Source organism: Alphaproteobacteria bacterium (genome assembly GCA_015231795.1).
In the GTDB taxonomy this organism is placed as follows: domain Bacteria; phylum Pseudomonadota; class Alphaproteobacteria; order Rhodospirillales; family WMHbin7; genus WMHbin7.
The window spans coordinates 846,254-869,793 of record JADGAX010000001.1; the positions used below are offsets into that span (position 1 = coordinate 846,254).

General features: G+C 59.2%; 20 protein-coding genes, 1 tRNA gene, 1 other RNA gene and 1 pseudogene. 6 read left to right on the forward strand and 17 right to left on the reverse strand.

Features of this window, described 5'->3' with window-relative positions; genetic code table 11:
• From HQL44_04125 to rnpB, 3 genes are all read left to right on the forward strand, one after another.
• Window positions 1-855, forward strand: coding sequence for an EamA family transporter (locus tag HQL44_04125; GenBank protein MBF0267759.1), 855 nt, complete (start codon window positions 1-3; stop codon window positions 853-855).
• Complete coding sequence (locus HQL44_04130; GenBank protein MBF0267760.1) at window positions 852-1,526, forward strand: N-acetylmuramoyl-L-alanine amidase; 675 nt, start codon at window positions 852-854, stop codon at window positions 1,524-1,526. Before HQL44_04125 ends, HQL44_04130 begins: the two co-directional genes overlap by 4 nt.
• 4 nt (window positions 1,527-1,530) lie before the next feature.
• Window positions 1,531-1,911, forward strand: an RNA gene (gene rnpB, locus HQL44_04135) — RNase P RNA component class A.
• A 5-nt stretch (window positions 1,912-1,916) separates the two neighbouring features.
• Here rnpB and HQL44_04140 read toward each other — a convergent pair.
• A complete protein-coding gene (locus tag HQL44_04140) occupies window positions 1,917-2,369 on the reverse strand; it encodes a pilus assembly protein N-terminal domain-containing protein (protein ID MBF0267761.1) in 453 nt (150 codons plus the stop codon).
• Between the two features lie 171 nt (window positions 2,370-2,540).
• Here HQL44_04140 and HQL44_04145 point away from each other — a divergent pair, with 171 nt between their 5' ends.
• Complete coding sequence (locus tag HQL44_04145) at window positions 2,541-2,882, forward strand: winged helix-turn-helix transcriptional regulator (GenBank protein ID MBF0267762.1); 342 nt, start codon at window positions 2,541-2,543, stop codon at window positions 2,880-2,882.
• On the opposite strand, the gene HQL44_04150 is transcribed toward HQL44_04145, so the two are convergent.
• Together HQL44_04150 and HQL44_04155 are read right to left on the reverse strand one after the other, a co-directional pair.
• On the reverse strand, window positions 2,879-3,907 hold the full coding sequence (locus tag HQL44_04150; GenBank protein ID MBF0267763.1) for an MBL fold metallo-hydrolase: 1,029 nt from the start codon (window positions 3,905-3,907) through the stop codon (window positions 2,879-2,881). The two genes, HQL44_04145 and HQL44_04150, sit on opposite strands and share 4 nt — an antisense overlap.
• Before the next feature lie 39 nt (window positions 3,908-3,946).
• On the reverse strand, window positions 3,947-4,762 hold the full coding sequence (locus HQL44_04155; GenBank protein MBF0267764.1) for a cell envelope integrity EipB family protein: 816 nt from the start codon (window positions 4,760-4,762) through the stop codon (window positions 3,947-3,949).
• A gap of 261 nt (window positions 4,763-5,023) precedes the next feature.
• On the opposite strand from HQL44_04155, the gene HQL44_04160 reads away from it, so the two are divergent.
• The gene (locus tag HQL44_04160; protein MBF0267765.1) at window positions 5,024-5,719 is read left to right on the forward strand and encodes a GGDEF domain-containing protein; all 696 of its coding nucleotides are present in this window, start codon (window positions 5,024-5,026) and stop codon (window positions 5,717-5,719) included.
• Between the two features lie 60 nt (window positions 5,720-5,779).
• Entirely contained in the window at window positions 5,780-6,316 is a 537-nt protein-coding gene (locus HQL44_04165; protein ID MBF0267766.1) for a hypothetical protein, read from the forward strand.
• A gap of 31 nt (window positions 6,317-6,347) precedes the next feature.
• Here the strand turns inward: HQL44_04165 and HQL44_04170 are convergent, their stop codons facing one another.
• From HQL44_04170 to tuf, 14 genes and pseudogenes are all read right to left on the reverse strand, one after another.
• Entirely contained in the window at window positions 6,348-7,742 is a 1,395-nt protein-coding gene (locus tag HQL44_04170; protein ID MBF0267767.1) for an MBOAT family protein, read from the reverse strand.
• Between the two features lie 2 nt (window positions 7,743-7,744).
• A complete protein-coding gene (locus HQL44_04175; protein MBF0267768.1) occupies window positions 7,745-8,902 on the reverse strand; it encodes a hypothetical protein in 1,158 nt (385 codons plus the stop codon).
• 46 nt (window positions 8,903-8,948) lie between these two features.
• The gene (locus tag HQL44_04180; protein ID MBF0267769.1) at window positions 8,949-9,281 is read right to left on the reverse strand and encodes a hypothetical protein; all 333 of its coding nucleotides are present in this window, start codon (window positions 9,279-9,281) and stop codon (window positions 8,949-8,951) included.
• A gap of 20 nt (window positions 9,282-9,301) precedes the next feature.
• The gene (gene aspS / locus HQL44_04185; protein ID MBF0267770.1) at window positions 9,302-11,089 is read right to left on the reverse strand and encodes an aspartate--tRNA ligase; all 1,788 of its coding nucleotides are present in this window, start codon (window positions 11,087-11,089) and stop codon (window positions 9,302-9,304) included.
• 93 nt (window positions 11,090-11,182) lie between these two features.
• On the reverse strand, window positions 11,183-15,334 hold the full coding sequence (rpoC, locus tag HQL44_04190; protein ID MBF0267771.1) for a DNA-directed RNA polymerase subunit beta': 4,152 nt from the start codon (window positions 15,332-15,334) through the stop codon (window positions 11,183-11,185).
• Between the two features lie 27 nt (window positions 15,335-15,361).
• Complete coding sequence (rpoB, locus tag HQL44_04195; GenBank protein MBF0267772.1) at window positions 15,362-19,537, reverse strand: DNA-directed RNA polymerase subunit beta; 4,176 nt, start codon at window positions 19,535-19,537, stop codon at window positions 15,362-15,364.
• Between the two features lie 159 nt (window positions 19,538-19,696).
• On the reverse strand, window positions 19,697-20,068 hold the full coding sequence (gene rplL, locus HQL44_04200; GenBank protein MBF0267773.1) for a 50S ribosomal protein L7/L12: 372 nt from the start codon (window positions 20,066-20,068) through the stop codon (window positions 19,697-19,699).
• Window positions 20,069-20,119: 51 nt separating this feature from the next.
• Entirely contained in the window at window positions 20,120-20,638 is a 519-nt protein-coding gene (gene rplJ, locus HQL44_04205) for a 50S ribosomal protein L10 (protein MBF0267774.1), read from the reverse strand.
• A 289-nt stretch (window positions 20,639-20,927) separates the two neighbouring features.
• Window positions 20,928-21,626 (reverse strand): 50S ribosomal protein L1, encoded by a 699-nt coding sequence (gene rplA / locus HQL44_04210; GenBank protein ID MBF0267775.1) that lies wholly within the window; start codon window positions 21,624-21,626, stop codon window positions 20,928-20,930.
• Window positions 21,627-21,630: 4 nt separating this feature from the next.
• Window positions 21,631-22,062, reverse strand: coding sequence for a 50S ribosomal protein L11 (rplK, locus tag HQL44_04215; GenBank protein ID MBF0267776.1), 432 nt, complete (start codon window positions 22,060-22,062; stop codon window positions 21,631-21,633).
• Between the two features lie 77 nt (window positions 22,063-22,139).
• Window positions 22,140-22,670, reverse strand: coding sequence for a transcription termination/antitermination protein NusG (gene nusG, locus HQL44_04220; protein MBF0267777.1), 531 nt, complete (start codon window positions 22,668-22,670; stop codon window positions 22,140-22,142).
• A gap of 5 nt (window positions 22,671-22,675) precedes the next feature.
• Window positions 22,676-22,873, reverse strand: a complete 198-nt coding sequence (secE, locus tag HQL44_04225; GenBank protein MBF0267778.1) for a preprotein translocase subunit SecE — start codon at window positions 22,871-22,873, stop codon at window positions 22,676-22,678.
• A 44-nt stretch (window positions 22,874-22,917) separates the two neighbouring features.
• Window positions 22,918-22,993, reverse strand: a tRNA-Trp gene (locus HQL44_04230).
• Between the two features lie 53 nt (window positions 22,994-23,046).
• Window positions 23,047-23,490 (reverse strand): annotated as a pseudogene (gene tuf / locus HQL44_04235) (elongation factor Tu).
• Window positions 23,491-23,540 lie beyond the last annotated feature (50 nt).

Genomic DNA, 23,540 nt, shown 5'->3' on the forward strand with positions numbered 1-23,540 from the left:
ATGTCGCTGCGCGATCTTCTTCTCGCCACCCTGGTCATGGCCATTTGGGGGTTCAACTTCGTCGTCGCCAAGGTTGGCGTGGGCGAATTGGACGGATTGCTGCTGACCGGCTTGCGCTTCGCCCTGGTGGCCGCTCTCTTGCTCCCCTTTTACCGCCCGCATTGGCGCCAGATGAAAACCCTGGCCATGTTGTCCGTCACCCTGGGCGTCGTGCATTTCGGCCTTTTGTTCGTGGGGCTGCAAGGCATCGACGCCGCCGCCAGCGCCATCGTGATCCAGCTTCAGGTGCCGTTCAGCGCCCTGCTGGCATTCTTGCTGTTCAAGGAGCGCCTGGGGATCGGGCGTTTCGCAGGCATGGCCCTGGCCTTTCTGGGCGTTGTTCTGCTGGCGGGCGAGCCGCAACGGATCGAGCTTTTCGGCCTGGCGCTGGTCGTCGTTTCGGCGCTGGGGTTCGCCTTGTCCACCATGGTCATGAAAAGCACCGTCGGCATGCATCCGCTGGCGATCACCGGCGGCGTCTGCCTGCTGGGCGCGCCGCAACTGCTGGCGCTGTCGGCCATTTTCGAAACCGGCCAGTTCGACAAAATGGCCAACGCCACTTGGATCGGTTGGGGGGCGGTGGCCTATACCGCCATCTTCGCCTCGGTCGTGGCGCATTCCCTGTGGTACCAGTTGGTGCGCCGCTATCCGGTGAACGTCATCGTTCCCTTCTCGCTTCTGGCCCCGGTGTTGGGTATCTTGTCCAGCATCGCGATTCTGGGCGAACCGTTCGGGCTGCACAAGGCGATGGGGGCCGTTTGCACCTTGTCGGGCGTTGCGCTCATTCAATATCTCTCGGCAAGAAAACCGGCATGAAGCTGATCGAAACGCCCTCGCCCAATTTCGACGAAAGGCCACAGGGTCTGCCCATCGACATGCTGGTGCTGCATTACACCGGCATGAAGTCGAAGGACGAGGCTTTGCAGCGCCTATGCGATCCCGCCGCCAAGGTCAGCGCCCATTATCTGATCGGCGAGGACGGCTTCATCCACCGCCTTGTCTTGGAAGAAAAGCGAGCTTGGCATGCGGGCGTTTCCTCATGGCGGGGCCACAGCGACGTCAACGCCCGCTCGGTCGGCGTCGAACTGGTCAATCCCGGCCACGAATTCGGCTATCGCGACTTTCCCAAGGCGCAGATGGATGCGCTGATCGATTTGTCGAAACAGATTCTATCGTCCCATCCAATTGCGCCGCGCAATGTGGTTGGGCACGCCGACATAGCACCCACGCGCAAACAAGACCCCGGCGAATTGTTCGACTGGCACGGCCTAGCCAAAGAAGGCGTCGGCCTGTGGCCCTGGGCTTTTTCTCCCGGCCAAGCCGTTCACGCAATTCCCCACCTTTCCCATTACGGCTACGACATTTCCGACCCCGATGCCGCCGTCCTGGCCTTCCAGCGCCATTTCAGACCCAGCGTTTGCGACGGCATCGCCGACGCCCAATGCGCTGGCCTGCTTGACGCGCTGCTGAAGCTGGTTCAGGAATAGGGTGCCAGATGGCCAGGTGACCGCTGCCAGCGCAAGCTGGGAGAGGAAAGTCCGGGCTCCACGGAAACACGGTGCCGGGTAACGCCCGGCGGGGGCAACCCCAGGGAAAGTGCCACAGAGAGCTGAACCGCCGGTTCTAGAACCGGTAAGGGTGAAAAGGTGCGGTAAGAGCGCACCGCGCAACTGGCAACAGAAGCGGCAGGGCAAACCCCACCGGGAGCAAGGCCAAATAGGGGCGGCACGCAGGCTTGCCTGCAATCGCCGTTTTCGCGACCGCCGCCCGGGTCGGCTGCTTGAGGTGCCGGGCAATCGGCGCCCTAGAGGAATGGTCACCCAACGCCCGCAAGGGCGTGGACAGAACCCGGCTTACAGGCCATCTGGCATATTATTTTAGTTCGGCGCGCCAGCCCCGGCGCCGCCGGTGGTCTGGGTGGCGGTTCCCGGCGTTTCAACGACCGTACAGCGCCCATTGGCGCAAGCCAGCGTCTCTTCCGGCACGCAATTGCCCCCGCCCTGGGCGCGGCAATGACGCAGAATGCTGATATGCCGTTCGTCCTCGGGAACCACCGCCAAGGTCGCAACCAGAATTTCGTTGCTGTTGGCGTCCAGAATGGTCAGCGAGGTCTCGCCCGCCATGCGCCCGATCATGAACAGGAATTTCTTGGTCTCCAGCACCACGTCGGCAATCTCGGGCTTGGCCAGGATGATGACGGCGGCGGGCTTGTCGAGTCGCAGCACCTTCGCCTTGCCAAGCGTAACCGTGATCAGCTCGGCCGCCTGCAAGGCTGGCGTCATACCAAGCAAAGCCAAAAGAACGACAAGCGGCGCAAGCCGAGGGCGCATGTGGGTTCTCCTTATTTCATCGGAGCTTAGCTTAAGCGAGAGTTTGGGGCAAGATCGGCGCCCCGGTAAATACAATGATATTTTGTGCATTAAATAATTCACCACAAAAATATATTGAAATGTCCTGGATTAGTGGTAGCGTATATTCAACAATCAAAGGAAGAGGTCACTATGAACCTTGATCAAATGCAGGAAAACGCGCGCCGGGCCAGCACCCTTCTGAAGGCCATGAGCAACGAGCATCGTTTGCTTGTGCTTTGTCAGCTTGCCAATGGCGAGAAATCGGTGGGCCAATTGGAAAAACTGATCGGCCTATCACAATCAGCCCTGTCGCAGCATCTGGCGCGCCTGCGCCGCGACAGCCTGGTGCAGACGCGACGTGCCGCTCAGACGATTTTTTATTCGCTGAACGGACATGAAGCGAGCGAGGTGATCGGCACCTTGTATGGCCTGTACTGCATGGCTCCAGACGCCCCCAAGGAAGAGCCTGTCCCCACCAACTGCGCCGCCTAATTTCTCATATATCTGTCGATGCCGTCGGGACCGCTTTCCCGGCGGATTTCGCCCGTCGCCATCAGCCGATGGAGATGGGCGATGGTTTCGGTGCAGGCGAACACCACATCGTTGGGTTCGGACACTCTGGGAAAGAGCTGGCTTAGAACATGGCGCGCCGTGGCGGGTTCTTGCGTCGCCCGCCTCGTGTCGTCCAATCGCTGTTCGTGATGGCTGCGCAACTGCGCCAGGCGTATCTTCAGCCCCGTGAAGGGCAGGCCATGCGACGGCAAAACCAGTACATCGTCGGGAAGCGGGTCGAAGCGGTCCAACGACTTCATGTACAAATCCAACGGATCGGCCATCGGTTCTTGCGGCCAGACGCCCACGATGGGGCTGATCTTGGGAAGGATCTGATCGCCGGAAATCAGGATGTTTCTGTCTTGGTTGAACAGGCACATATGTTCCGGCGAATGGCCGTTGCCTTCGATCAATTCCCAGGACTCGCCGTTGATGGATAAATTCGCGCCATCAAGCAGGCGGCGAAACGAGGGCGGCGGCGCCATGGCGCGCTTGGCGTAGGAATTTCCGCGCTCGCGGATCATGTCCAGATCAGGTCCGGCAAGACCGGCGCGCTGGAAGAAATCGATATGCACGGCGTTGAAATCGTCGCCGCCGTCGCGCGCCAAAAGTCGCCCGAAGCTCCAATCCGCCAGCGACGCCCAGACCTCGGCGCCAAACATTGGCGAAAGATACCCGGCCAGCCCCATATGATCGGGATGCATATGCGTGCACAGAATGCGCGTGACCGGCTTACCCTCAAGATGCGCCAGCAAAGGCCCATCCCATAGATCGCGCGTGGCCTGATCGTTCATGCCGGTATCGACCAGCATCCAGCCGACGCCGTCTTCAAGCAGCCACAGATTGATGTGATCGAGTTTGAAGGGCAACGGCAGGCGCAGCCATTTGATGCCGGGGGAGATCTGCAACGCGCCCCCCAGATCGGGAGGCGCCGGCACGACATACTGAAGAGAACCGCTGAACATGACGACCTTGGGTGAAGGTGAATGGGGAAATAAAACGGATCAACAATCCGGGCGCGGCAAGGGCGCCAGCTTGGTCAATTCCGAACGCACGGTGAAATTGCCGTAATCCTCGGTCACTTCGTCGGCGATGCCGTTGTCGAAATAACGCAGGCTGATTTCATAGGCCGGAAGCCCATCCTTGGCTCCGATCTTGAAGAAAGCCAAATGCGACGGCCAGGATGGACGGGCCAGCAAGGGATTTGCCGCCATGCCGCCGACCGAGGCTTTTGTCGCCGGTTTCAATTTTCCGATCTGGACGCTGACTTCCTGCGGCGAGTCGAGAGAAGAGCCGTCGAACACCGTGCGCTGCAGGCTGGTCCTGCCCGAAGCGGCTTCGCTTAGCATCAGCTTGGTGTGGGCGGCCGGAAACATGGTTCCCTTGGGCAAGCGGATGGTCTGGCTTTCGGGGCGCGTCAGAACGGCTTGGCCGGAACCGCCATTGGCCTCCAGCTGCGCCCTGCCCTCGATCTCTTCAACCTTCTCGCCGTCGCGCAGACTGAGGACGCGGAAACGGTAATTGCGCCCATCCTTCGCTTCCCAGGTCACGAAGCTCCATTTGGTCTGAATCTCATCGCCTTCCGCCTGCATCATGCTCATGACGGTTTTGTTCTCGATCGCCCAGCCGTCGCAGGTATCGGTGAAGCTGAATTTCATCGTTCCTTTCAGCCCGACGACGCCGCTGCCCTGCTTGGCCGTTTTGAGATTGAGCGCATATTCCGCCACATGCGGAACCAAATCGGCGGCGGAAAGGGCCGCCGGGCAAAAGACGACGGCGGAAAGAAACGCTGGGATCGCAAAAGCGCTGAGATAGGACATAAAAGAACAAACCGCCGAATTCGGTAGCTGAGGGCCGAATTCCATTATAACGCCGATTGCCTTCCTTCATAGGGGGTGGGGCAAATATTCCGCCCCGCCCCGTCGCCCCGGCAGAAATTGCCCAGCCACGCGGCGACATCATGCTGTAAAATAACGATTTTCTATTGGCACGTCCTTTGCGACAGACTTGATCCGGGGCCAGAAAGGCTCCACCCGGCTTCAAGGAGAAAAACCATGCGCGACATGCCCGAGGGATTGCTTATGGATGGCGAGCAGGAACTGGTGACGAATATCGACCGCATCGCCCGCTATCTGAAGCGCTTTGGCGCCCCCGGCCTGAGTGCCGAAGAGGCCGAGGGAAAAGGATTTGCCGATCTGGCTTTGTCGGTGGCCCTTGAGGCCAAACAGCGCCTGGTTCAACAGCAAGAGCGCATTCACGCTCTGGAGCGTTTGGCCCACACCGACGAACTGACCGGCCTTTACAATCGCCGCGGTTTCGAAAACCGCTTAAAGCTGGCGCTGGCCGAAGCGCGCCGACGCGAGGAGCGCGGCGTGCTGGTCTATATCGATCTGGACGGCTTCAAGCCGGTCAACGACAATTTCGGCCATGCGGCGGGCGACGAAGTGCTGCGCCATGTGGCGGCCATGCTGGCGGCTTCGATCCGCGACACCGACGCGGTGGCCAGATTGGGCGGCGACGAATTCGCCATGCTGCTGGTCAACACCGCTTGGCGCAACGGAGAAGTGCGCGCCCGCACGCTGGAGCGCGCCGTCAATTCAAGCTGCATCATCTGGAACGGCAATCTGATCTCGCTGCGCGCCAGTTTCGGGCTTCAGGCCTACGGGCCGGAGGACGAGCATCAGCAGATTCTGATCGATGCCGATCAGGCGATGTACGCAACCAAGCGCGAGCGCCGCTCGGAACCCAGATTGTCCTTGGGCGAGGCTGCGGCTTAGGCGTTATCCAACGGGGAAGTTATGCTGGGCATTGAGACATCGCTGTTTAAGGACTTTTCCTTGTTCGGCAGAACAAGAAGCGATGATCCGCGCGCCAAGGAAGACAGCAGGCTGGAACCCAGGCTGGGCACGCCCGGCGAGCAGACGCAGGCGCCGCCCGCGCCGACGCCATCTGGCGCTCCGGCGGTCGAGATTCAGCTGTCCAAGAAGGCCCAGGAGATCAGGCAAACGGAAAGCGGGCTGTTGATGCTGCCCGCCCCCAGCGAGCGGGCCAATGTGCGCAGCATGACGCCCCGCGAATTGGCCGACTTCGCCTACAACATGTATATGGACGGAACGCTTAGCTGGGATGAATACCGCATGGTCGGTTTTCCATCCGAGTTGCATCCAGATTTCGACAAGACGATTGGGCAATTGACCGGCGAGCACGCCCAGCCCGACCGGCCCAAGGACATGGTGAGTATTTGGCAGCAGCGCGTGGAATTCGAGGAACGCTATTCGGCCAACAATCCCGAAGCGATCGAGCGGGCCAGACGCGTGTTGGATATCCTGCGCTGGCAAGACGCCCCGCCCGAGCCGGTGAAGATAGAGGTATAAGCTCTACCCAGCAGAAGCCGGATACTCAAAATCAGAACGCAAAATAAATAAAAGCTCGAGAGTCAAATTTTCCAAACAGCAGGCAGAAAACAGATAAGCCGAAGAAGCCCGCAAACCGACCTGTAGCAGACATGCCTTCGAACCAATATTTCCTATTTGTTCGTAGGAGAAAATATTCCATGACCATAATCGGCAGCGCGTAGACACAAAGCGCCTTAATGAATGAGGACGCCCCCCACTTCGAAGACAGATGAAAATCTGTAGCCAGCGCCGTAACCATGCTGACAGCCTGCTGGATGTCGTGTGCCCTGAAGAACAGCCAGCCGATAAGAATTAAATTTGTCCAGACCGCCCATTTGACAAATGGGGGGGCAGATATATTCCGGCGTTGGAGAAAGTGATCAAGGGCGATAAGCAGTCCATGGAACCCTCCCCAGACGATATAGTTCCATCCCGCTCCATGCCAAAGACCGCAGAGCAGCATCACCAACATCAAGTTGATAAACATGCGTGAACTGGTGACCCGATTTCCGCCCAAAGGAACATAGAGATAGTCTCTAAACCACGTCGAGAGGGCAATGTGCCATCTTCTCCAGAAGTCAACCGCCCCCGACGACAGATAGGGCGTTCTGAAATTGTCAGTTAGATTAATGCCTAGAATTTTTGCGGCTCCAATGGCCATGAGCGAGTATCCGGCAAAATCACCATATATTTGGAAACCGAAACAGTAGGTGGCTAATAGCGAAGAAAGACCGTCTGCATATGGAGCCTCGAAAACCATATCAACAAACTTCGCAAGGTTGTCAGCCATGTAAACTTTATAAAAAATGCCGATAAGAAAAATATGCGCGCCCTCAACAACATTGGGCAATGTTGTGTTTTTCAAAGTCGACAGCTGAGGCAGAAGATGTGAGGCGCGTTGGATGGGGCCTGCAACAAGGTGAGGAAAGAAGGATACAAACAGCGCATAGTCAGGAAAGCTATTTGTGGCTTTGATTTCACGCCTGAACACGTCGATAACGTAGCTCATGCTCTGAAATGTGTAGAATGAAATGCCAACGGGAAGGGCAAAATTAAGAAGTGATATGTGAACTGTAAATCCAGCTTGCGCAAGTGCCGCCTGAACATTGTAGGCAAAAAAATCGTAGTACTTAAAAATGGAAAGGAACAAGAGATTTATTGCCACACTGAAAGCCAGCGTCATTTTGCGTTGTCTGTCATTGCCGCTGCGCTCGATAAGAAGGCCAAGACAATAATCTGCGCTGGTTGAGCCAACCATAAGGACCAGAAACCTCCAGTCAAGCCACCCATAAAACACCCAACTGGCGAGCAAAAGCATTACCTTTCTGAACTCGCCGCGCAGCGCAAGAAAGAGACCAAAAGTTACAGTAAAAAACAGTGTGAACGTGGCCGTATGGAAAAGCATGGCTAACGCACCCTATCCATCGCCGGTCCCGACATCGTGTCAAAAAATGGCCGATAACGTTCTAGACATTCCCGCATTGGCTTGAGTCGCAGATGTATGGCATCAACAAAGCCATTCGGATCCGCATCGCAATCCTTCGGATCATTGCTGCCGAGAACCGCAATGTCCATTTCTTTGGCAAGCAACTTAAGTCTACGCTCACTTTCCAACGCCAACCTTCCCATTGGGTCTGAACTTTGAATCTCATAGGCCTTTGGGTGCATTGGCGGAAAAAATAGAACAACCTTGACATTGTCCCCTTGAATCTTCTTGACCAACGTTGCAACGTTTTCAAATGCCAATTCATCAAGCTCAGTAAAACCAGCGTAGTAAATTTGATTGTAACTTTCCTTCATGGCATCAGAGCGCTTCCACTTTAGAATGTTGTCGCTTACTTGCTCTACGCTACGGTTCCCATACTGATACGATCTGTCTGGTTGCCAGCCAACGGTATCGACTGTTGTGACTTCACTCTCTGTAACAAGAAACTCGTGGGTCGGGAAATGACCCTTTTCAATAAAGAGTGCAAGAATCCGCTGAATTCCCTTCGGGTTGAGCACTTCCGTGATTTCGTAAAAACCGTCGAGACAAACCAAAACTGTTCGATTTCTGCATGGGAGTGATCGTGAAGAAAAACCGATCCGCTCCTGGGCGCGCACCAATGCATCTCCCCAATCACGCCACTGAACGAGTGTGTTGTTCTTATTAAAGATCCAGTCCTCGAACGTTAGAATGATCAAGTCTGGCAGCTTCCTGCTTTCATATAGCAAGTGGTAAGTGACAGCAGAGTCTTCAAAGCTGGCGTGGGACATCGCAAGGTTAACAAAGCTATGTCCATGAAATGAGTCACCAGAAATTGGCAGCATGCGGCTTGAACCGAGTACCACAATCTCCTTTCGAGGCATAATTTTGACGTACTCGTCGATATTCGGTCGTTCCGGCTTGATGGAGGAATAGCTCTTTCCTGCGATCATCCCCCTTGCGGCAAGGCGCATGATATTCTCGTTAGAGAGATATTCGTTTGCCGCGTATGTCGCGAGCAATACCAGTCCAAGCACAAAAGCTATCGCCACCGCCTCGATCAAAGACCAGGATGTGCTTTCCCTTGTAGCATTCTCCATACCTCGCCTCATCAAGACAAAATGTTTCCAGGTAGTAGTTCCTGCGCTACCCGATCTCCCATTCATGACCGACGGTGATGGCCACGGCGTCCTCCACCTTGATCAGCGACTTCTTTCCCTTATGCGGCAACGGCACTTTATGACTGCGGCAGAATGTGATGATCGCCGCCCCCAGTTCGGCCAGACGAAAGCTGTGATTCTCGATCTGGCCGTCGGCGCCGCTGATCATCAGGACCAAAGCCGGGTCCTCCTTGGGATCGTAAAGCATCGACAGCACATCGCCCTTGCCCATCGGGCGGTTGTGCAAGGCGGTATATTCCGTCAGCGCCCGCAACACTTCGGCCGTCGAAAATAGGATGCGCCGGTTTTCCTTGGGCACGGGCCGTCTCCGAAACTCAGCTAGGACTTGATCGCCTTCTTGGGCAGGTCGAGCTTGATGTGCAACTCCTTCAAGCGCTTGTCGTCGATCTCGGCGGGCGCTTGCATCAACAGATCCTGCGCTTGCTGATTCATCGGGAACAGAATCACTTCGCGAATATTGGGTTCGTCGGCCAGCAGCATGACGATGCGGTCGATGCCGGGCGCCGAACCGCCGTGCGGGGGCGCTCCATAGCGGAAGGCGTTCAGCATGCCGCCAAAGCGCCGCTCGACCTCTTCGGCCGGGTAACCCGCGATTTCGAAAGCCTTCAGCATGACCTCGGGACGATGGTTGCGGATGGCGCCCGACGACAATTCAACGCCATTGCAGACGATGTCGTACTGATAGGCCTTGATGGTCAAAGGGTCCTGGTTCAAAAGCGCATCCATGCCGCCCTGGGGCATCGAGAAAGGATTGTGGCTGAATTCGATCAGGCCGGTATCTTCGTTCAGTTCGTACATCGGGAAATCGACGATCCAGCAGAACTTGAAGACGTTTTGTTCCAGCAGCTCAAGCTCGTTGCAGATTTTGGTGCGCACGGCGCCCGCGAACTTGGCGGCAGCCAGCGGCTTGTCGCAGGCGAAGAAGACGGCATCGCCCGCCTTGACGCCCGTCTGCGCCATGATCTTGGCCAACCGGTCGGCATCCAGATTCTTGGCGATGGGTCCCTTGGCCCCTTCCGCCTCGAAAATGATATAGCCAAGACCGGCGGCGCCATTCTCGCGCGCCCAGTCGTTGAGCTTGTCGAAGAAGCTGCGGGGTTTCGTTGCCGCGCCAGGCGCCGGAATGGCGCGCACCACCGAACCCGCCTCGACGGCGCGGGCGAAAATGCCGAAGCCCGATCCTTGGAAGGCTTGCGTCACGTCGGCGATGATCAACGGATTGCGCAGGTCGGGTTTGTCGGAACCGTATTTCATCATCGCCTCGTCGAAGGCGATGCGCACGAAGGGCGGCTTGCAGACAGCGCGACCCTGGCCGAACTCCTCGAACACGCCGGCCAGCACCGGCTCGATGGCGGTGAAAACGTCGTCTTGCGTCACAAAGCTCATCTCGAAATCGAGCTGATAGAATTCGCCTGGAGAGCGGTCGGCACGGCCATCCTCGTCGCGAAAGCAGGGCGCAATCTGGAAATAGCGGTCGAAGCCCGCCACCATCAGCAACTGCTTGAACTGCTGAGGCGCTTGCGGCAGTGCATAGAACTTGCCGGGATGGATGCGCGACGGCACCAGATAATCCCTGGCCCCTTCCGGCGACGAAGCGGTCAGGATTGGTGTCTGGAATTCGGTGAAATTCTGCTCGATCATGCGTCGGCGCAAGCTGGCGATGACGTTCGAGCGCAACACCATATTGGCGTGAATCTTCTCGCGGCGAAGATCGAGGAAGCGGTACTTCAGGCGCATGTCCTCGGGAAATTCCTGCTCGCCCGCCACCATCATGGGCAGCGTGTCGGCAATGGACTGTATCTCGACGCCGTTCGCCACCACTTCGATGGCGCCGGTCGGCAGCTTGGGATTGACCGTATCGGCGGAACGCTTGACCACGCTGCCGGTAATCGTGACCACGCTTTCCGGCTTCAGCGATTCCAGAATCTTGAATGCCGGAGCCGACGTATCGGCCACGCACTGCGTCAGACCGTAATGGTCCCTGAGATCAACGAACAGCAGATTGCCGTGATCGCGCTTCTTATGCACCCAGCCGGAAATGCGAACATCCTTGCCCGCATCGGTTTCGCGCAGTTGGCCACAGGTATGGGTGCGATAAGCGTGCATGTCGGACTCTTTCAAACCAAGTCGATATTCAGAAAAAAGGCCCCCGGGACAGGTTGACACACGATCCCGGGGGCCTTGATGCGTACAAGAAGCCTATTCGGCCGCAGGAGCTGCGGGCGGCAACGCTTCTTGCGTGCCTCCAGCCATCTCGCGGTCGCGCTTGGCGGCGATTTCGCGCAAGCGGTTCATGACCGAGCCGGTACCGGCAGGGATCAAGCGACCCACGATGACGTTTTCCTTCAAGCCCACCAGATCGTCGATCTTGCCCGAGACGGCGGCCTCGGTCAGAACGCGGGTGGTCTCTTGGAACGACGCCGCCGAGATGAAGCTGTGCGTCTGCAAGCTGGCCTTGGTGATGCCCTGCAGAACCGGGATGCCCCTGGCCGGACGTCCGCCTTCGGCTTCCGTCTTGGCGTTCTCGACCGCGTAGTCGGAGCGGTCGACCTGCTCGCCGGTCAGCATCGTCGTGTCGCCTGGCTCCAGGATCTCGATCTTCTGCAACATCTGGCGGACGATCACCTCGATGTGCTTGTCGTTGATCTTCACGCCCTGCAGACGATAGACCTCCTGAATCTCGTTGATGAGATAGGCGGCCAAGGCCTCGACGCCCAGCACGCGCAGAATGTCGTGCGGAACCGGGTTGCCGTCGGTCAGAGGATCGCCGCGACGCACATAGTCGCCTTCCTGGATGGTGATGTGCTTGCCCTTGGGCACCAGGATCTCGACGCCCTCGCCATCTTCGGGCACCACCAGAACGCGGCGCTTGGACTTGTAGTCCTTGCCGAATTCGATGCGCCCGTCGATTTCCGCGACGATGGCGTAGTCCTTGGGCTTACGGGCTTCGAACAGCTCGGCGACGCGGGGCAGACCGCCCGTAATGTCGCGAGTCTTCGATCCTTCGCGCGGCAACTTGGCGATCACGTCGCCGGCATTGATTTCCTGGCCGTTGTCGACCGACAAAATCGTATCAACCGACATGTAATAGCGGGCCTCGGTGCCGTTGGGCAACTTGATGACATGGCCCTTGGCGTCCTTCAGCACGATGCGGGGCTTCAACTCGTTGCCCTTGGGCTGCTGCTTCCAGTCGATGACCACCTTGCTGGCGATGCCGGTGGCTTCGTCCAGCACTTCGCGCATCGAAACGCCTTCGACCAAGTCTTCGTAATGCACGATGCCCGCGCGCTCGGTCAGGATGGGCAGGGTGTACGGATCCCATTCCAGGATCTTGGCGCCCTTGACGACCTGTGCGTTCGGCTCGACCAACAGCTTGGCGCCGTAGGTCACGCGGTGGCGGGCACGCTCGCGGCCCGACGTGGCGTCGAGCAAGATGAGTTCGCAATTGCGGCTCATCACGATGGTGTTGCCGACCGAGTTCTTCACCACGTTTAGGTTGGTGAAGGTGGCCTTGGCGTCAAAGTTGGTGTCGATGGCCGAAGCCTCGGCGCCGCGCTGGGCGGCGCCGCCGATGTGGAAGGTACGCATGGTCAGCTGCGTGCCCGGCTCGCCGATCGACTGGGCGGCGATGACGCCCACCGCTTCGCCGGCGTTGACGGGCGTGCCGCGGGCCAGATCGCGGCCATAGCAGGCGGCGCAGATGCCGGTCTTGCTCTTGCAGGTCAGCACCGAACGGATGCCGACGATTTCAAGACCCGAATCCTCGATGCGCTCGACGGCCTCTTCGTCGATCAGATGGGCGGCAGGCACCAACACTTCGCCGCTCACCGGATGAACGATATCCAACGAGGCCGAACGGCCCAGGATGCGTTCGCCCAAACTGGCGATCACTTCGCCGCCTTCGACCACGGCCGAAACCGTGAAGCCTTCGGTGGTGCCGCAATCGGGTTCGGTGATGATGGCGTCTTGGGCAACGTCGACCAAGCGGCGCGTGAGATAACCCGAATTCGCCGTCTTCAAGGCGGTGTCGGCCAAGCCCTTGCGAGCGCCGTGGGTCGAGTTGAAGTACTCGAGCACCGACAGGCCTTCCTTGAAGTTCGAAATGATCGGCGTCTCGATGATTTCGCCCGAGGGCTTGGCCATCAGGCCGCGCATGCCCGCCAGCTGCTTCATCTGTGCCGCCGAACCGCGAGCGCCCGAATGGGCCATCATGTAGATCGAGTTGATGGGCTTGCCCGGCTCGATCTTGGAGATTTCCTTCATCATCTCCTCGGCCACCTTTTCGGTGCAGTGCGACCAGGCGTCAACCACCTTGTTGTACTTTTCACCTTGGGTGATCAGACCGTCCTGATACTGCTGCTCGAATTCCTTGACGCGGTCTTCGGTGTCGTTCACCAGCTTGGTCTTGGTGGCGGGCACGACCATGTCGTCCTTGCCGAACGAGATGCCGGCGGTGCAGGCGTGCTTGTAGCCCAGCGCCATCAGGCGGTCGGCGAAGATCACCGTCTCTTTCTGGCCGCAATGGCGGTAGACGATGTCGATGACGTTCTGGATGTCCTTCTTCGTGAGAAGACGGTTGATCAGGCTGAACGGCACGTTGGGATTACGGGGCAGAATTTCGGACAAAAGCATGCGGCCGGGCGTCGTGGTGACGATCTCGGTGATCGGCTTGCCCTCGGAATTGACGCCGCGGTAGCGGGCGCGCACCTTGGCGTGCAAGGTCACCGCCTTGGCGTCCAGCGCGTGCTGGATTTCGCCGATGTCGGTGAACACCATGTTCTCGCCCACATCGCCCGGAATCTCATGGGTGATGTAATAGATGCCCAGCACGATATCCTGGCTGGGCACGATAATCGGCTTGCCGTTGGCGGGCGACAGGATGTTGTTGGTGCTCATCATCAGCACGCGGGCTTCCAACTGCGCCTCAAGGCTCAGCGGAACGTGCACGGCCATCTGATCGCCGTCGAAGTCGGCGTTGAAGGCGGTGCAAACCAGCGGATGCAGCTGAATGGCCTTGCCCTCGATCAGCACCGGCTCGAAAGCCTGAATGCCCAACCGGTGCAAGGTGGGAGCGCGGTTGAGCATGACGGGATGCTCGCGGATCACCTCTTCCAAGATGTCCCACACTTCGGGACGCTCTTTTTCCACCATGCGCTTGGCCGCCTTGATGGTGGTGGCCAGCCCATAGCGCTCGAGGCGCGAATAGACGAAGGGCTTGAACAGTTCAAGCGCCATCTTCTTGGGCAGGCCGCACTGATGCAGCTTCAGTTCCGGGCCGACCACGATGACCGAACGGCCAGAGTAATCGACGCGCTTGCCCAACAGGTTCTGGCGGAAGCGACCCTGCTTGCCCTTCAGCATGTCGGCCAGCGACTTCAGCGGGCGCTTGTTGGCGCCGGTGATGGCGCGGCCACGCCTGCCGTTGTCAAATAGGGCGTCGACGGCTTCTTGCAGCATGCGCTTTTCGTTGCGCACGATGATGTCGGGTGCCCGCAACTCGATCAGGCGCTTCAAGCGGTTGTTGCGGTTGATGACGCGACGGTACAGGTCGTTCAAGTCCGAGGTGGCGAAACGACCGCCGTCCAGCGGCACCAAGGGGCGCAGCTCGGGCGGAATGACCGGAATCACTTCCAGGATCATCCATTCCGGCTTCGAACCCGATTCCAAGAAGGCTTCGATCAGCTTCAAACGCTTGACCAGCTTCTTGCGCTTGGCCTCGCTCGAGGTTTCGCGCAGATCGACGCGAACCTGTTCCTTTTCCTGCTCGAGATCGAGAGCGGACAGAATGATCTTCAGCGCTTCGGCGCCGATGCCCGCCTGGAAGGCGTCATCGCCATATTCTTCCTGCGCCTTCTGATACTGTTCCTCGCTCATCAGCTCGAACTGCTTAAGCGGCGTCAGGCCGGGTTCGACCACGACGTAATTCTCGAAATACAGAACGCGCTCGAGGTCCTTGAGCGGCATGTCGACCAAAAGGCCGATGCGCGACGGCAAGGACTTCAGGAACCAGATATGGGCGACTGGGCTGGCCAGTTCGATATGGCCCATGCGCTCGCGACGAACCTTGGCCAGCGTGACTTCAACGCCGCACTTCTCGCAGGTGATGCCGCGATATTTCATGCGCTTGTACTTGCCGCACAAGCATTCGTAATCCTTGATCGGCCCGAAGATGCGGGCGCAGAACAAGCCGTCGCGCTCGGGCTTGAAGGTGCGGTAGTTGATGGTTTCCGGCTTCTTGATTTCGCCGTAGGACCACGAGCGGATGCGCTCGGGGCTGGCGATCGAAATCTGCATTTGGTCGAAGCTCTGCGTGCCCCGGACCTGGCCGAAAATCTTCATTAATTCGTTCATGTGTCGACTCCGTTCCTGGCCTTGGGCTTAGAATTCTTTCTGGATCAGCTCGACATTGAGCCCCAGAGAATGCAGTTCCTTGACCAGCACGTTGAAGGATTCCGGAATACCGGCTTCGAAATTGTCGTCGCCACGCACGATGGCCTCGTAGACCTTGGTACGGCCCGAGACGTCGTCCGACTTGACGGTCAGCATTTCCTGCAGCGTATAGGCGGCGCCATAGGCTTCCAAAGCCCAGACCTCCATTTCGCCGAAACGCTGTCCGCCGAACTGCGCCTTGCCGCCCAAGGGCTGCTGGGTGACCAGCGAGTAGGGGCCGATCGAGCGGGCGTGGATCTTGTCGTCCACCAAATGGTGCAGTTTCAGCATGTAGATGTAGCCCACCGTCACCTTGCGGTCGAAGGGCATGCCGGTACGTCCGTCGGTCAGGGTCACCTGCCCCGACGAGGAAAGACCGGCACGTTCCAGCATGGTGACGATGTCGGACTCGCGGGCGCCGTCGAACACCGGCGAAGCGATGGGCACGCCGGGCCGCAGGTTTTCGGCCAGTTCCATCACTTCGTCGTCGGAAAGATTGGCGATGTCGGTCTTGAAGACCTTCTCGCCGTACATTTCCTTCAACCAAGCGCGAAGGCTGGCGGGCTTTTGCGTCTCGCGCTTGACCTGATCGCACAGTTGGCCGATTTCACGGCCCAAGCCCGCGCAGGCCCAGCCGAGATGGGTTTCCAGAATCTGGCCCACATTCATGCGCGAAGGCACGCCCAGGGGATTCAGCACCAGATCGACGGGCGTTCCGTCTTCCAGATGCGGCATGTCCTCCGAGGGCAGAATGCGCGAAATGACGCCCTTGTTGCCGTGACGACCGGCCATCTTGTCGCCGGGCTGCAGCTTGCGCTTCACAGCCACGAAAACCTTGACCATCTTCATCACGCCGGGAGGCAGCTCGTCGCCGCGCTGCAGCTTCTCGACCTTGTTTTCGAAACGGGCCTGCAGCTTGTCGATGCTGTCGTCGAAGGCGCGCTTCAGCTCTTCCACTTCGCTCATGGCCGCATCGTCGGCCACGGTGATGTGGCGCCACTGATGGGGCGGCATGGCGTCAAGCACGGATTCTTCCAACAGCGTGCCCTGCTTGGCGTGCTTGGAACCGCCGCCCGCCGTCTGGTTGAGCAACAGCTCGCGCAGGCGGACATGGAAGCTGCGTTCCAGAATGGCGCGTTCGTCGTCGCGATCCTTGGCCAAACGCTCAATGTCGGCGCGTTCGATGGCCAAAGCGCGTTCGTCCTTCTCAACGCCGCGGCGCGAGAAGACGCGAACTTCGACGATGGTTCCGTTGACGCCCGGCGGCACGCGCAAGCTGGTGTCGCGCACGTCGGAGGCCTTTTCGCCGAAGATGGCGCGCAGCAGCTTTTCTTCCGGCGTCATCGGGCTTTCGCCCTTCGGCGTCACCTTGCCGACCAGAATGTCGCCCGGCTTGACGTCGGCGCCGATATAGACGATGCCCGCTTCGTCGAGGTTCTTCAGCGCGTCTTCGCCCACGTTGGGAATGTCGCGGGTGATTTCTTCCTGACCCAGCTTGGTGTCGCGGGCCATGACTTCGAATTCCTCGATATGGATCGAGGTAAAGACGTCATCGCGCACGATGCGCTCGTTGATCAGGATCGAATCTTCGAAGTTGTAGCCGTTCCAGGGCATGAAGGCGACCAGGGCGTTGCGGCCCAGGGCCAGCTCGCCCAACTGGGTCGAGGGTCCGTCGGCGATGATGTCGCCCATACTGACGATGTCGCCCACCTTCACCAGCGGCTTTTGCGTGATGCAGGTGTTCTGGTTCGAGCGCTGGAACTTCAGCAGGTTGTAGATATCGACGCCCGAGGCCGAGGCGCTGGTCTCCTCGGTGGCGCGGATCACGATGCGGGTGGCGTCCACCTGATCGATGACGCCCGAACGCTTGGCAGCGATGGCGGCGCCGGAATCCCTGGCCACCGCTTCTTCCATGCCGGTGCCGACCAAGGGCGCTTCGGCGCGCAGAAGCGGAACCGCCTGACGCTGCATGTTCGATCCCATCAGGGCGCGGTTGGCGTCGTCGTTCTCAAGGAAGGGAATGAGAGCGGCGGCCACCGAAACCAACTGCTTGGGGCTGACGTCGGCCAAGGTGATTTCCGAAGGCGGCAGCATCAGGAATTCGCCGCCTTGACGGCAGCTGACCAGGGTCTCGGTGAAGTGGCCCTTGGCGTCCAGCGCCGCATTGGCCTGGGCGATGGTGTACTTGCTTTCTTCCATGGCCGACAAATAGATCACGTCGTCGGTCACGCGCCCGCCGGTCACCTTGCGGTACGGCGTTTCGATGAAGCCGTATTGATTGACGCGGGCGAAGGTGGCCAGCGAATTGATCAGGCCGATATTCGGACCTTCCGGCGTCTCAATCGGGCAAATGCGCCCGTAATGGGTGGGATGCACGTCGCGCACTTCGAAACCGGCGCGCTCGCGGGTAAGACCTCCCGGCCCCAGGGCCGACAGGCGGCGCTTGTGGGTGATTTCCGACAACGGATTGGTCTGATCCATGAACTGCGACAGCTGCGACGAGCCGAAGAACTCGCGCACGGCGGCCGCCGCAGGCTTGGCGTTGATCAGGTCATGCGGCATCACGGTATCGATATCGACCGAACTCATGCGCTCGCGGATGGCGCGCTCCATGCGCAGCAGGCCCAGGCGGTACTGGTTTTCCATCAACTCGCCCACCGAGCGAACGCGACGGTTGCCCAGGTTGTCGATGTCGTCGATCTCGCCCTTGCCGTCCTTCAGTTCGACCAGAACCTTGATGACGCCCAGGATATCGTCCTTGCGCAGGACGCGCATGGTGTCGGGAATGTTCGAGAATCCCAAACGAGCATTCAGCTTCACGCGGCCCACGGCCGACAGGTCGTAACGCTCGGAATCGAAGAACAGGCCCTGGAACAGCGCTTCGGCGGTTTCCAAGGTGGGCGGCTCGCCCGGACGCATGACGCGGTAAATGTCGATCAGCGCTTCTTCGCGACAGGTGTTCTTGTCCACGGCCAGCGTGTTGCGCATATAGGCGCCGACATTGACGTGGTCGATGGCCAGCACCGGCAGTTCGGTGATGCCCGCCTTTTCCAACTCGTTCAAGATGGCGTCGGTCAACTCGTCGCCCGCCTCGACGAAGATTTCGCCGGTCTTCTCGTTGATCAGGTCATTGGCCGCATAGACGCCGATCAGGTCCTCGTGCGTGACCATGTATTCGTCAAGCCCGCCTTCCTTCAGCTTCTTGGCGACGCGCAGCGTCATCTTGGTGCCGGCCTCGGCCATCACCTTGCCCGACTTGGCGTCAACCAAGTCGTGAGTGAGCTTGACGCCCTTCATGCGCTCAGGCTCGAAGGTGGTGCGCCAGCCTTTCTTGCCGCGCTTGTAAAGCGTGGTGTTGTAGAAATAGCCCAGCATTTCTTCCCTGGACATGCCCTTGGCGAGCGTCAGGTCGAAGGGGCGGCTTTCGGCGGCCTTCTTGGCGCGCATCTTGGCGGTCTCTTCCGAATCCAGCGCGTAGAGCAGCGTGGTCACGGGCAGCTTGCGCCTGCGGTCGATGCGCACATAGACCAAATCCTTGGCGTCGAATTCGAAATCGAGCCACGAGCCGCGATAGGGAATCACGCGCGCCGCGAACAGATACTTGCCCGAGCTGTGGGTCTTGCCCTTGTCGTGGTCGAAGAAGACGCCGGGGCTGCGATGCATCTGCGAGACGATGACGCGTTCGGTGCCGTTGATGACGAAGGTGCCGTTGGCGGTCATGAGCGGCATGTCGCCCATGTACACGTCCTGCTCCTTGATGTCGCGGATCGAGCGCGAGCCGGTCTCCTCGTCGACGTCCCAAACGACGAGACGCAGGGTCACCTTCAACGGAGCGGCAAAGGTCATGCCGCGCTGCTGGCACTCGTCGACGTCGTATTTCGGCGCTTCCAGTTCGTAGCGCACGAATTCAAGCGTGCCGCGCTCGGAAAAATCCTTGATCGGAAAGACCGATTTGAAGACTTCCTGCAGCCCGGATTCGTCGCGCTTCTCGGGCGGCGTGTCCATTTGCAAAAAGCGATCGTAGGAGCTTTTCTGCACCTCGATCAGGTTCGGCATGGGCGCGATGGACGGAATCCGTCCGAAACTTTTGCGAATCCGCTTGCGACCCGTGTAGGACTTAGCCATTGCCGCTCCTTATCATCAAACTGTCAATCCAGCACCCTGTTAGGAACTTCAATCTCCCGCCCGGGCACTCTCAAGGCGGAAAACGCCCGGAAGCCGAAGGGGTTTCCCCCTTCGGCGCCGGGTTCAGAGATAGGTACTTACTAGCAGCAAAGCGAGGTCTTACTTGACTTCGACCTTGGCGCCAGCGTCTTCCAACTGCTTCTTCAGCTTGGCAGCCTCGTCCTTCGAAACGCCGTCCTTGACGTCCTTGGGAGCGCCTTCGACCAGATCCTTGGCTTCCTTGAGGCCAAGGCCGGTGATGGCGCGGACTTCCTTAATCACGTTGATCTTCTTCTCGCCGCCATCAACCAGGACGACGGTGAATTCGGTCTTCTCTTCGACCGGAGCGGCGGCCGGACCGGCAGCGGCGGCAACGGCCACCGGAGCGGCGGCGGAAACGCCCCACTTTTCTTCCAGCATCTTCGACAGCTCGGCCGCCTCGAGGACGGTGAGGGCCGAAAGTTCGTCAACCAGCTTGGCAAGATCAGCCATTTTACTAACTCCTTATTGCAGCTTGAATTCTGGGTTGTTGCGGTTTGGCTTTTAAGCGGCTGCGCCTTGATCTGCCTTGGCCTTGAGAACCCGGGCGAGCTGACCCGCCGGAGCCTGGAGAACGCCAGCGATACGGGTCGCAGGCGTCTGCACCATGCCGACGATCTTGCCGCGCAACTCGTCGAGCGAAGGCAGAGTGGCCAGGGCTTTCACGCCCTCCACACCCAGAACCTTGCTTCCGAGGGCGCCGCCCACGATCACCAGCTTCTCATTGGTCTTGGCGAATTCGACGGCGATCTTGGCCGCTGCCACAGGGTCCTTCGAATAGGCAATCGCCGTAGGACCCTTGAACAGATCGGCCAGCGTATCGTACGCCGTATCCTTCAAGGCGAGACGCGTAAGCCGATTCTTAGTCACCTTGAAGCTGGCCCCAGCCGCGCGCATCTTGCTCCGCAGAGCGGTCATTTCAGCCACCGTGAGTCCCATGTAATGGGTCACGACGACCAGACCGGTCTCGGCGAAGGATCCGTGCAGTTGTTCGACCAGTTGCTTCTTTTGGTTCCGGTCCACGGTTTACGTCTCCGCTTTATTTGGACGTTTCGGATTTCTCCGTCCCGTCCATCTCTGACGAGGGCCAAAGGGGCGAACTTGCCCTTTCGGCCCGGCTCGCCTGTCCCAGAAGTTCCAGCCGCACCCCTTTGGGGGAACGTTGGTTTGCCTCTGTCTATGCGGGCGGTCACCCTTTGAATGCCCCCGATTGGGCATACCCACAGTCTCGGACAGGTTTTGGAAGGAAGCCCGAAAGCATCCTTCCCCCGCCAGCACCGGCCTGAACCGGCGCTGATGGAAACTTGTTGCCTTAGGCGGCGCCGCTTAAGCTGGGAATGTCCAGCTTGACGCCCGGCCCCATGGTCGAGGACAGCGACACCTTCTTCAGGTACGTGCCCTTGGCGCCCTGCGGCTTGGCCTTGTTGATGGCATCCACGAAGGACTTCACATTCTCGACCAGTTGCACTTCGGTGAAGCTGGCCTTGCCGATGCCGGCATGCACGATGCCGGTCTTCTCGGCGCGGAACTGCACCTGACCGCCCTTGGCCGCCTTGACGGCGTCGCCGACATTCATGGTCACAGTGCCCAGCTTGGGATTGGGCATCAGGCCGCGCGGACCCAGCACCTTACCCAGCTTGCCAACCAAACCCATCATGTCGGGGGTGGCGATGACGCGGTCGAAATCCATCTGGCCAGCCTGAACCTTTTCGGCCAAGTCGTCGGCGCCCACGATGTCGGCGCCCGCCTTGCTGGCTTCGTCGGCCTTGGCGCCCTTGGCGAACACGGCCACGCGCACCGTCTTGCCGGTGCCGTTGGGAAGATCGACGACGCCGCGCACCATCTGGTCGGCGTGACGCGGATCGATGCCCAGATTGAGCGCGATCTCGATGGTTTCGTCGAACTTGGCGGTCGCCCGCGCCTTGATCATCTTGATCGCCTGATCGACCTTGTAGAAGGCGTTGCGATCAATGCCCTCTTGGGCCTTCTTCGTACGTTTTCCGAGAGCCATTGGCCTACTCCACCACTTCCATGCCCATCGAGCGGGCAGAACCGACGATCATGCGGCTGGCCGCCTCGACGTCGGTGCAATTGAGGTCCTGCATTTTCTTGGCGGCGATTTCGCGGATTTGCTCCATCGTCACCTTGCCCACCTTGTCGCCGCGCCCAGGGGTTTTCGTGCCCTTCTGGATGCCCGCCGCCTTCTTCAGGAAGTAGGTGATGGGCGGCGTCTTGGTGATGAAGGTGAAGGTACGGTCGGAAAAGGCCGTGATCACCACCGGAATGGGCATGCCGGGTTCAAGCTGCTGGGTCGCCGCATTGAACGCCTTGCAGAACTCCATGATGTTCAAGCCGCGCTGGCCCAACGCCGGACCCACGGGGGGCGACGGGTTGGCCTTGCCGGCCGGAATTTGCAGTTTGATATAGCCAATAATCTTCTTTGCCATGGTACCACCTCAGATAGATGGGCCGAAGCCCAGGGTGTGCGCGGTGCGGCGTGGCAAGCCTCCCGCGCTGTTTGCTCCTAGACCTTCTCGACCTGGGAGTATTCCAGCTCCACCGGAGTCGAGCGGCCGAAGATCGACACGGCCACTTTGAGCCTTGCCTTGTCTTCGTCCACTTCCTCGACGAAACCGTTGAACGAGGTAAACGGGCCGTCGCTGACGCGAACCTGCTCGCCAACCTCGAAACTGATCGAGGGCTTCGGACGTTCGATGCCCTCTTGAACCTGCTTCATGATGCGCTCGGCTTCGGCATCGGTGATCGGCGAAGGCCGTCCGCGCCCGCCCAGAAAACCGGTAACCTTCGGCGTATTCTTCACCATGTGCCAAGCGTCGTCGTTCAGATCCATCTTGATCAGAACATAGCCCGGAAAAAACTTGCGCTCGGCGTTCACCTTGGAACCGCGGCGCACCTCGACGACTTCCTCGACCGGCACCAAGACCTGATCGAAAAGCGAAGCCATGCCCTTCTGCTCGGCCTGCTCCTTGATGGACTGGGCCACCTTCTTTTCGAAGCCCGAATAGACATGAATGACGTACCAACGCATCGCCACGGTCGTCACGCTCCCAAACCGAAGATCAATCGCACGAATTGCGAGATCATGAAATCAACCACGAAAAAGAAAATAGCCGTCAGAAAGACCATGACGAACACCATCGCGGTCGAAATCGACGTTTCCTTGCGCGACGGCCAGGTAACCTTGTTGGTTTCCTGACGGACTTGCCGGACGAACTGGCCTGGTGTGATGTTTGCCATCTCTCTTTTCGTCTAAGCTCTACTGTTCTGGCGCTGCTGCCGACTGGCAGGAGTGGAGGGGCTCGAACCCCCAACCCCCGGTTTTGGAGACCGGTGCTCTACCAGTTGAGCTACACTCCTAGGGCCGACGCCGCATGGCCGGGAGCGAATCCCGGGCCAAGCGGCAATTCCAGCTATTCGATAATCTTGGCGACGACGCCGGCGCCGACCGTACGGCCACCCTCGCGGATGGCGAAACGCAGGCCTTCGTCCATGGCGATGGGGGCGATCAGATCGACTTCCATCGCGACATTGTCGCCGGGCATGATCATTTCAACGCCTTCCGGCAGCTTGATCGTTCCCGTCACGTCGGTCGTGCGGAAATAGAACTGCGGACGGTAGTTCGAGAAGAACGGAGTGTGACGACCGCCTTCTTCCTTCGTCAAAATGTAGGCCTCGGCCTTGAACTTGGTGTGCGGCGTGATCGAACCGGGAGCCGCCAGAACCTGGCCGCGCTCGATGTCTTCACGCTTGGTGCCGCGCAGAAGAGCGCCGATGTTGTCGCCCGCCTCGCCCTGGTCCAGCAGCTTGCGGAACATTTCGACGCCCGTCACCGTGGTCTTGGTGGTCGGACGCAGGAACTACTACCTGGAAACATTTTGTCTTGATGAGGCGAGGTATGGAGAAT

Bases quoted from the DNA above. Each gene is read 5' to 3' on its own strand.
- aspS (MBF0267770.1), bottom strand. From the start codon at position 11,089: ATGCACGCTTATCGCACCCATACCTGTGGCCAACTGCGCGAAACCGAT.
- HQL44_04170 (MBF0267767.1), bottom strand. From the start codon at position 7,742: ATGCTTTTCCATACGGCCACGTTCACACTGTTTTTTACTGTAACTTTT.
- HQL44_04125 (MBF0267759.1), top strand. From the start codon at position 1: ATGTCGCTGCGCGATCTTCTTCTCGCCACCCTGGTCATGGCCATTTGG.
- rpoC (MBF0267771.1), bottom strand. From the start codon at position 15,334: ATGAACGAATTAATGAAGATTTTCGGCCAGGTCCGGGGCACGCAGAGC.
- HQL44_04155 (MBF0267764.1), bottom strand. From the start codon at position 4,762: ATGTCCTATCTCAGCGCTTTTGCGATCCCAGCGTTTCTTTCCGCCGTC.
- HQL44_04130 (MBF0267760.1), top strand. From the start codon at position 852: ATGAAGCTGATCGAAACGCCCTCGCCCAATTTCGACGAAAGGCCACAG.
- rplA (MBF0267775.1), bottom strand. From the start codon at position 21,626: ATGGCTCTCGGAAAACGTACGAAGAAGGCCCAAGAGGGCATTGATCGC.
- HQL44_04145 (MBF0267762.1), top strand. From the start codon at position 2,541: ATGAACCTTGATCAAATGCAGGAAAACGCGCGCCGGGCCAGCACCCTT.
- rplL (MBF0267773.1), bottom strand. From the start codon at position 20,068: ATGGCTGATCTTGCCAAGCTGGTTGACGAACTTTCGGCCCTCACCGTC.
- HQL44_04150 (MBF0267763.1), bottom strand. From the start codon at position 3,907: ATGTTCAGCGGTTCTCTTCAGTATGTCGTGCCGGCGCCTCCCGATCTG.
- rplK (MBF0267776.1), bottom strand. From the start codon at position 22,062: ATGGCAAAGAAGATTATTGGCTATATCAAACTGCAAATTCCGGCCGGC.
- secE (MBF0267778.1), bottom strand. From the start codon at position 22,873: ATGGCAAACATCACACCAGGCCAGTTCGTCCGGCAAGTCCGTCAGGAA.
- HQL44_04140 (MBF0267761.1), bottom strand. From the start codon at position 2,369: ATGCGCCCTCGGCTTGCGCCGCTTGTCGTTCTTTTGGCTTTGCTTGGT.
- HQL44_04175 (MBF0267768.1), bottom strand. From the start codon at position 8,902: ATGGAGAATGCTACAAGGGAAAGCACATCCTGGTCTTTGATCGAGGCG.
- HQL44_04160 (MBF0267765.1), top strand. From the start codon at position 5,024: ATGGATGGCGAGCAGGAACTGGTGACGAATATCGACCGCATCGCCCGC.
- rpoB (MBF0267772.1), bottom strand. From the start codon at position 19,537: ATGGCTAAGTCCTACACGGGTCGCAAGCGGATTCGCAAAAGTTTCGGA.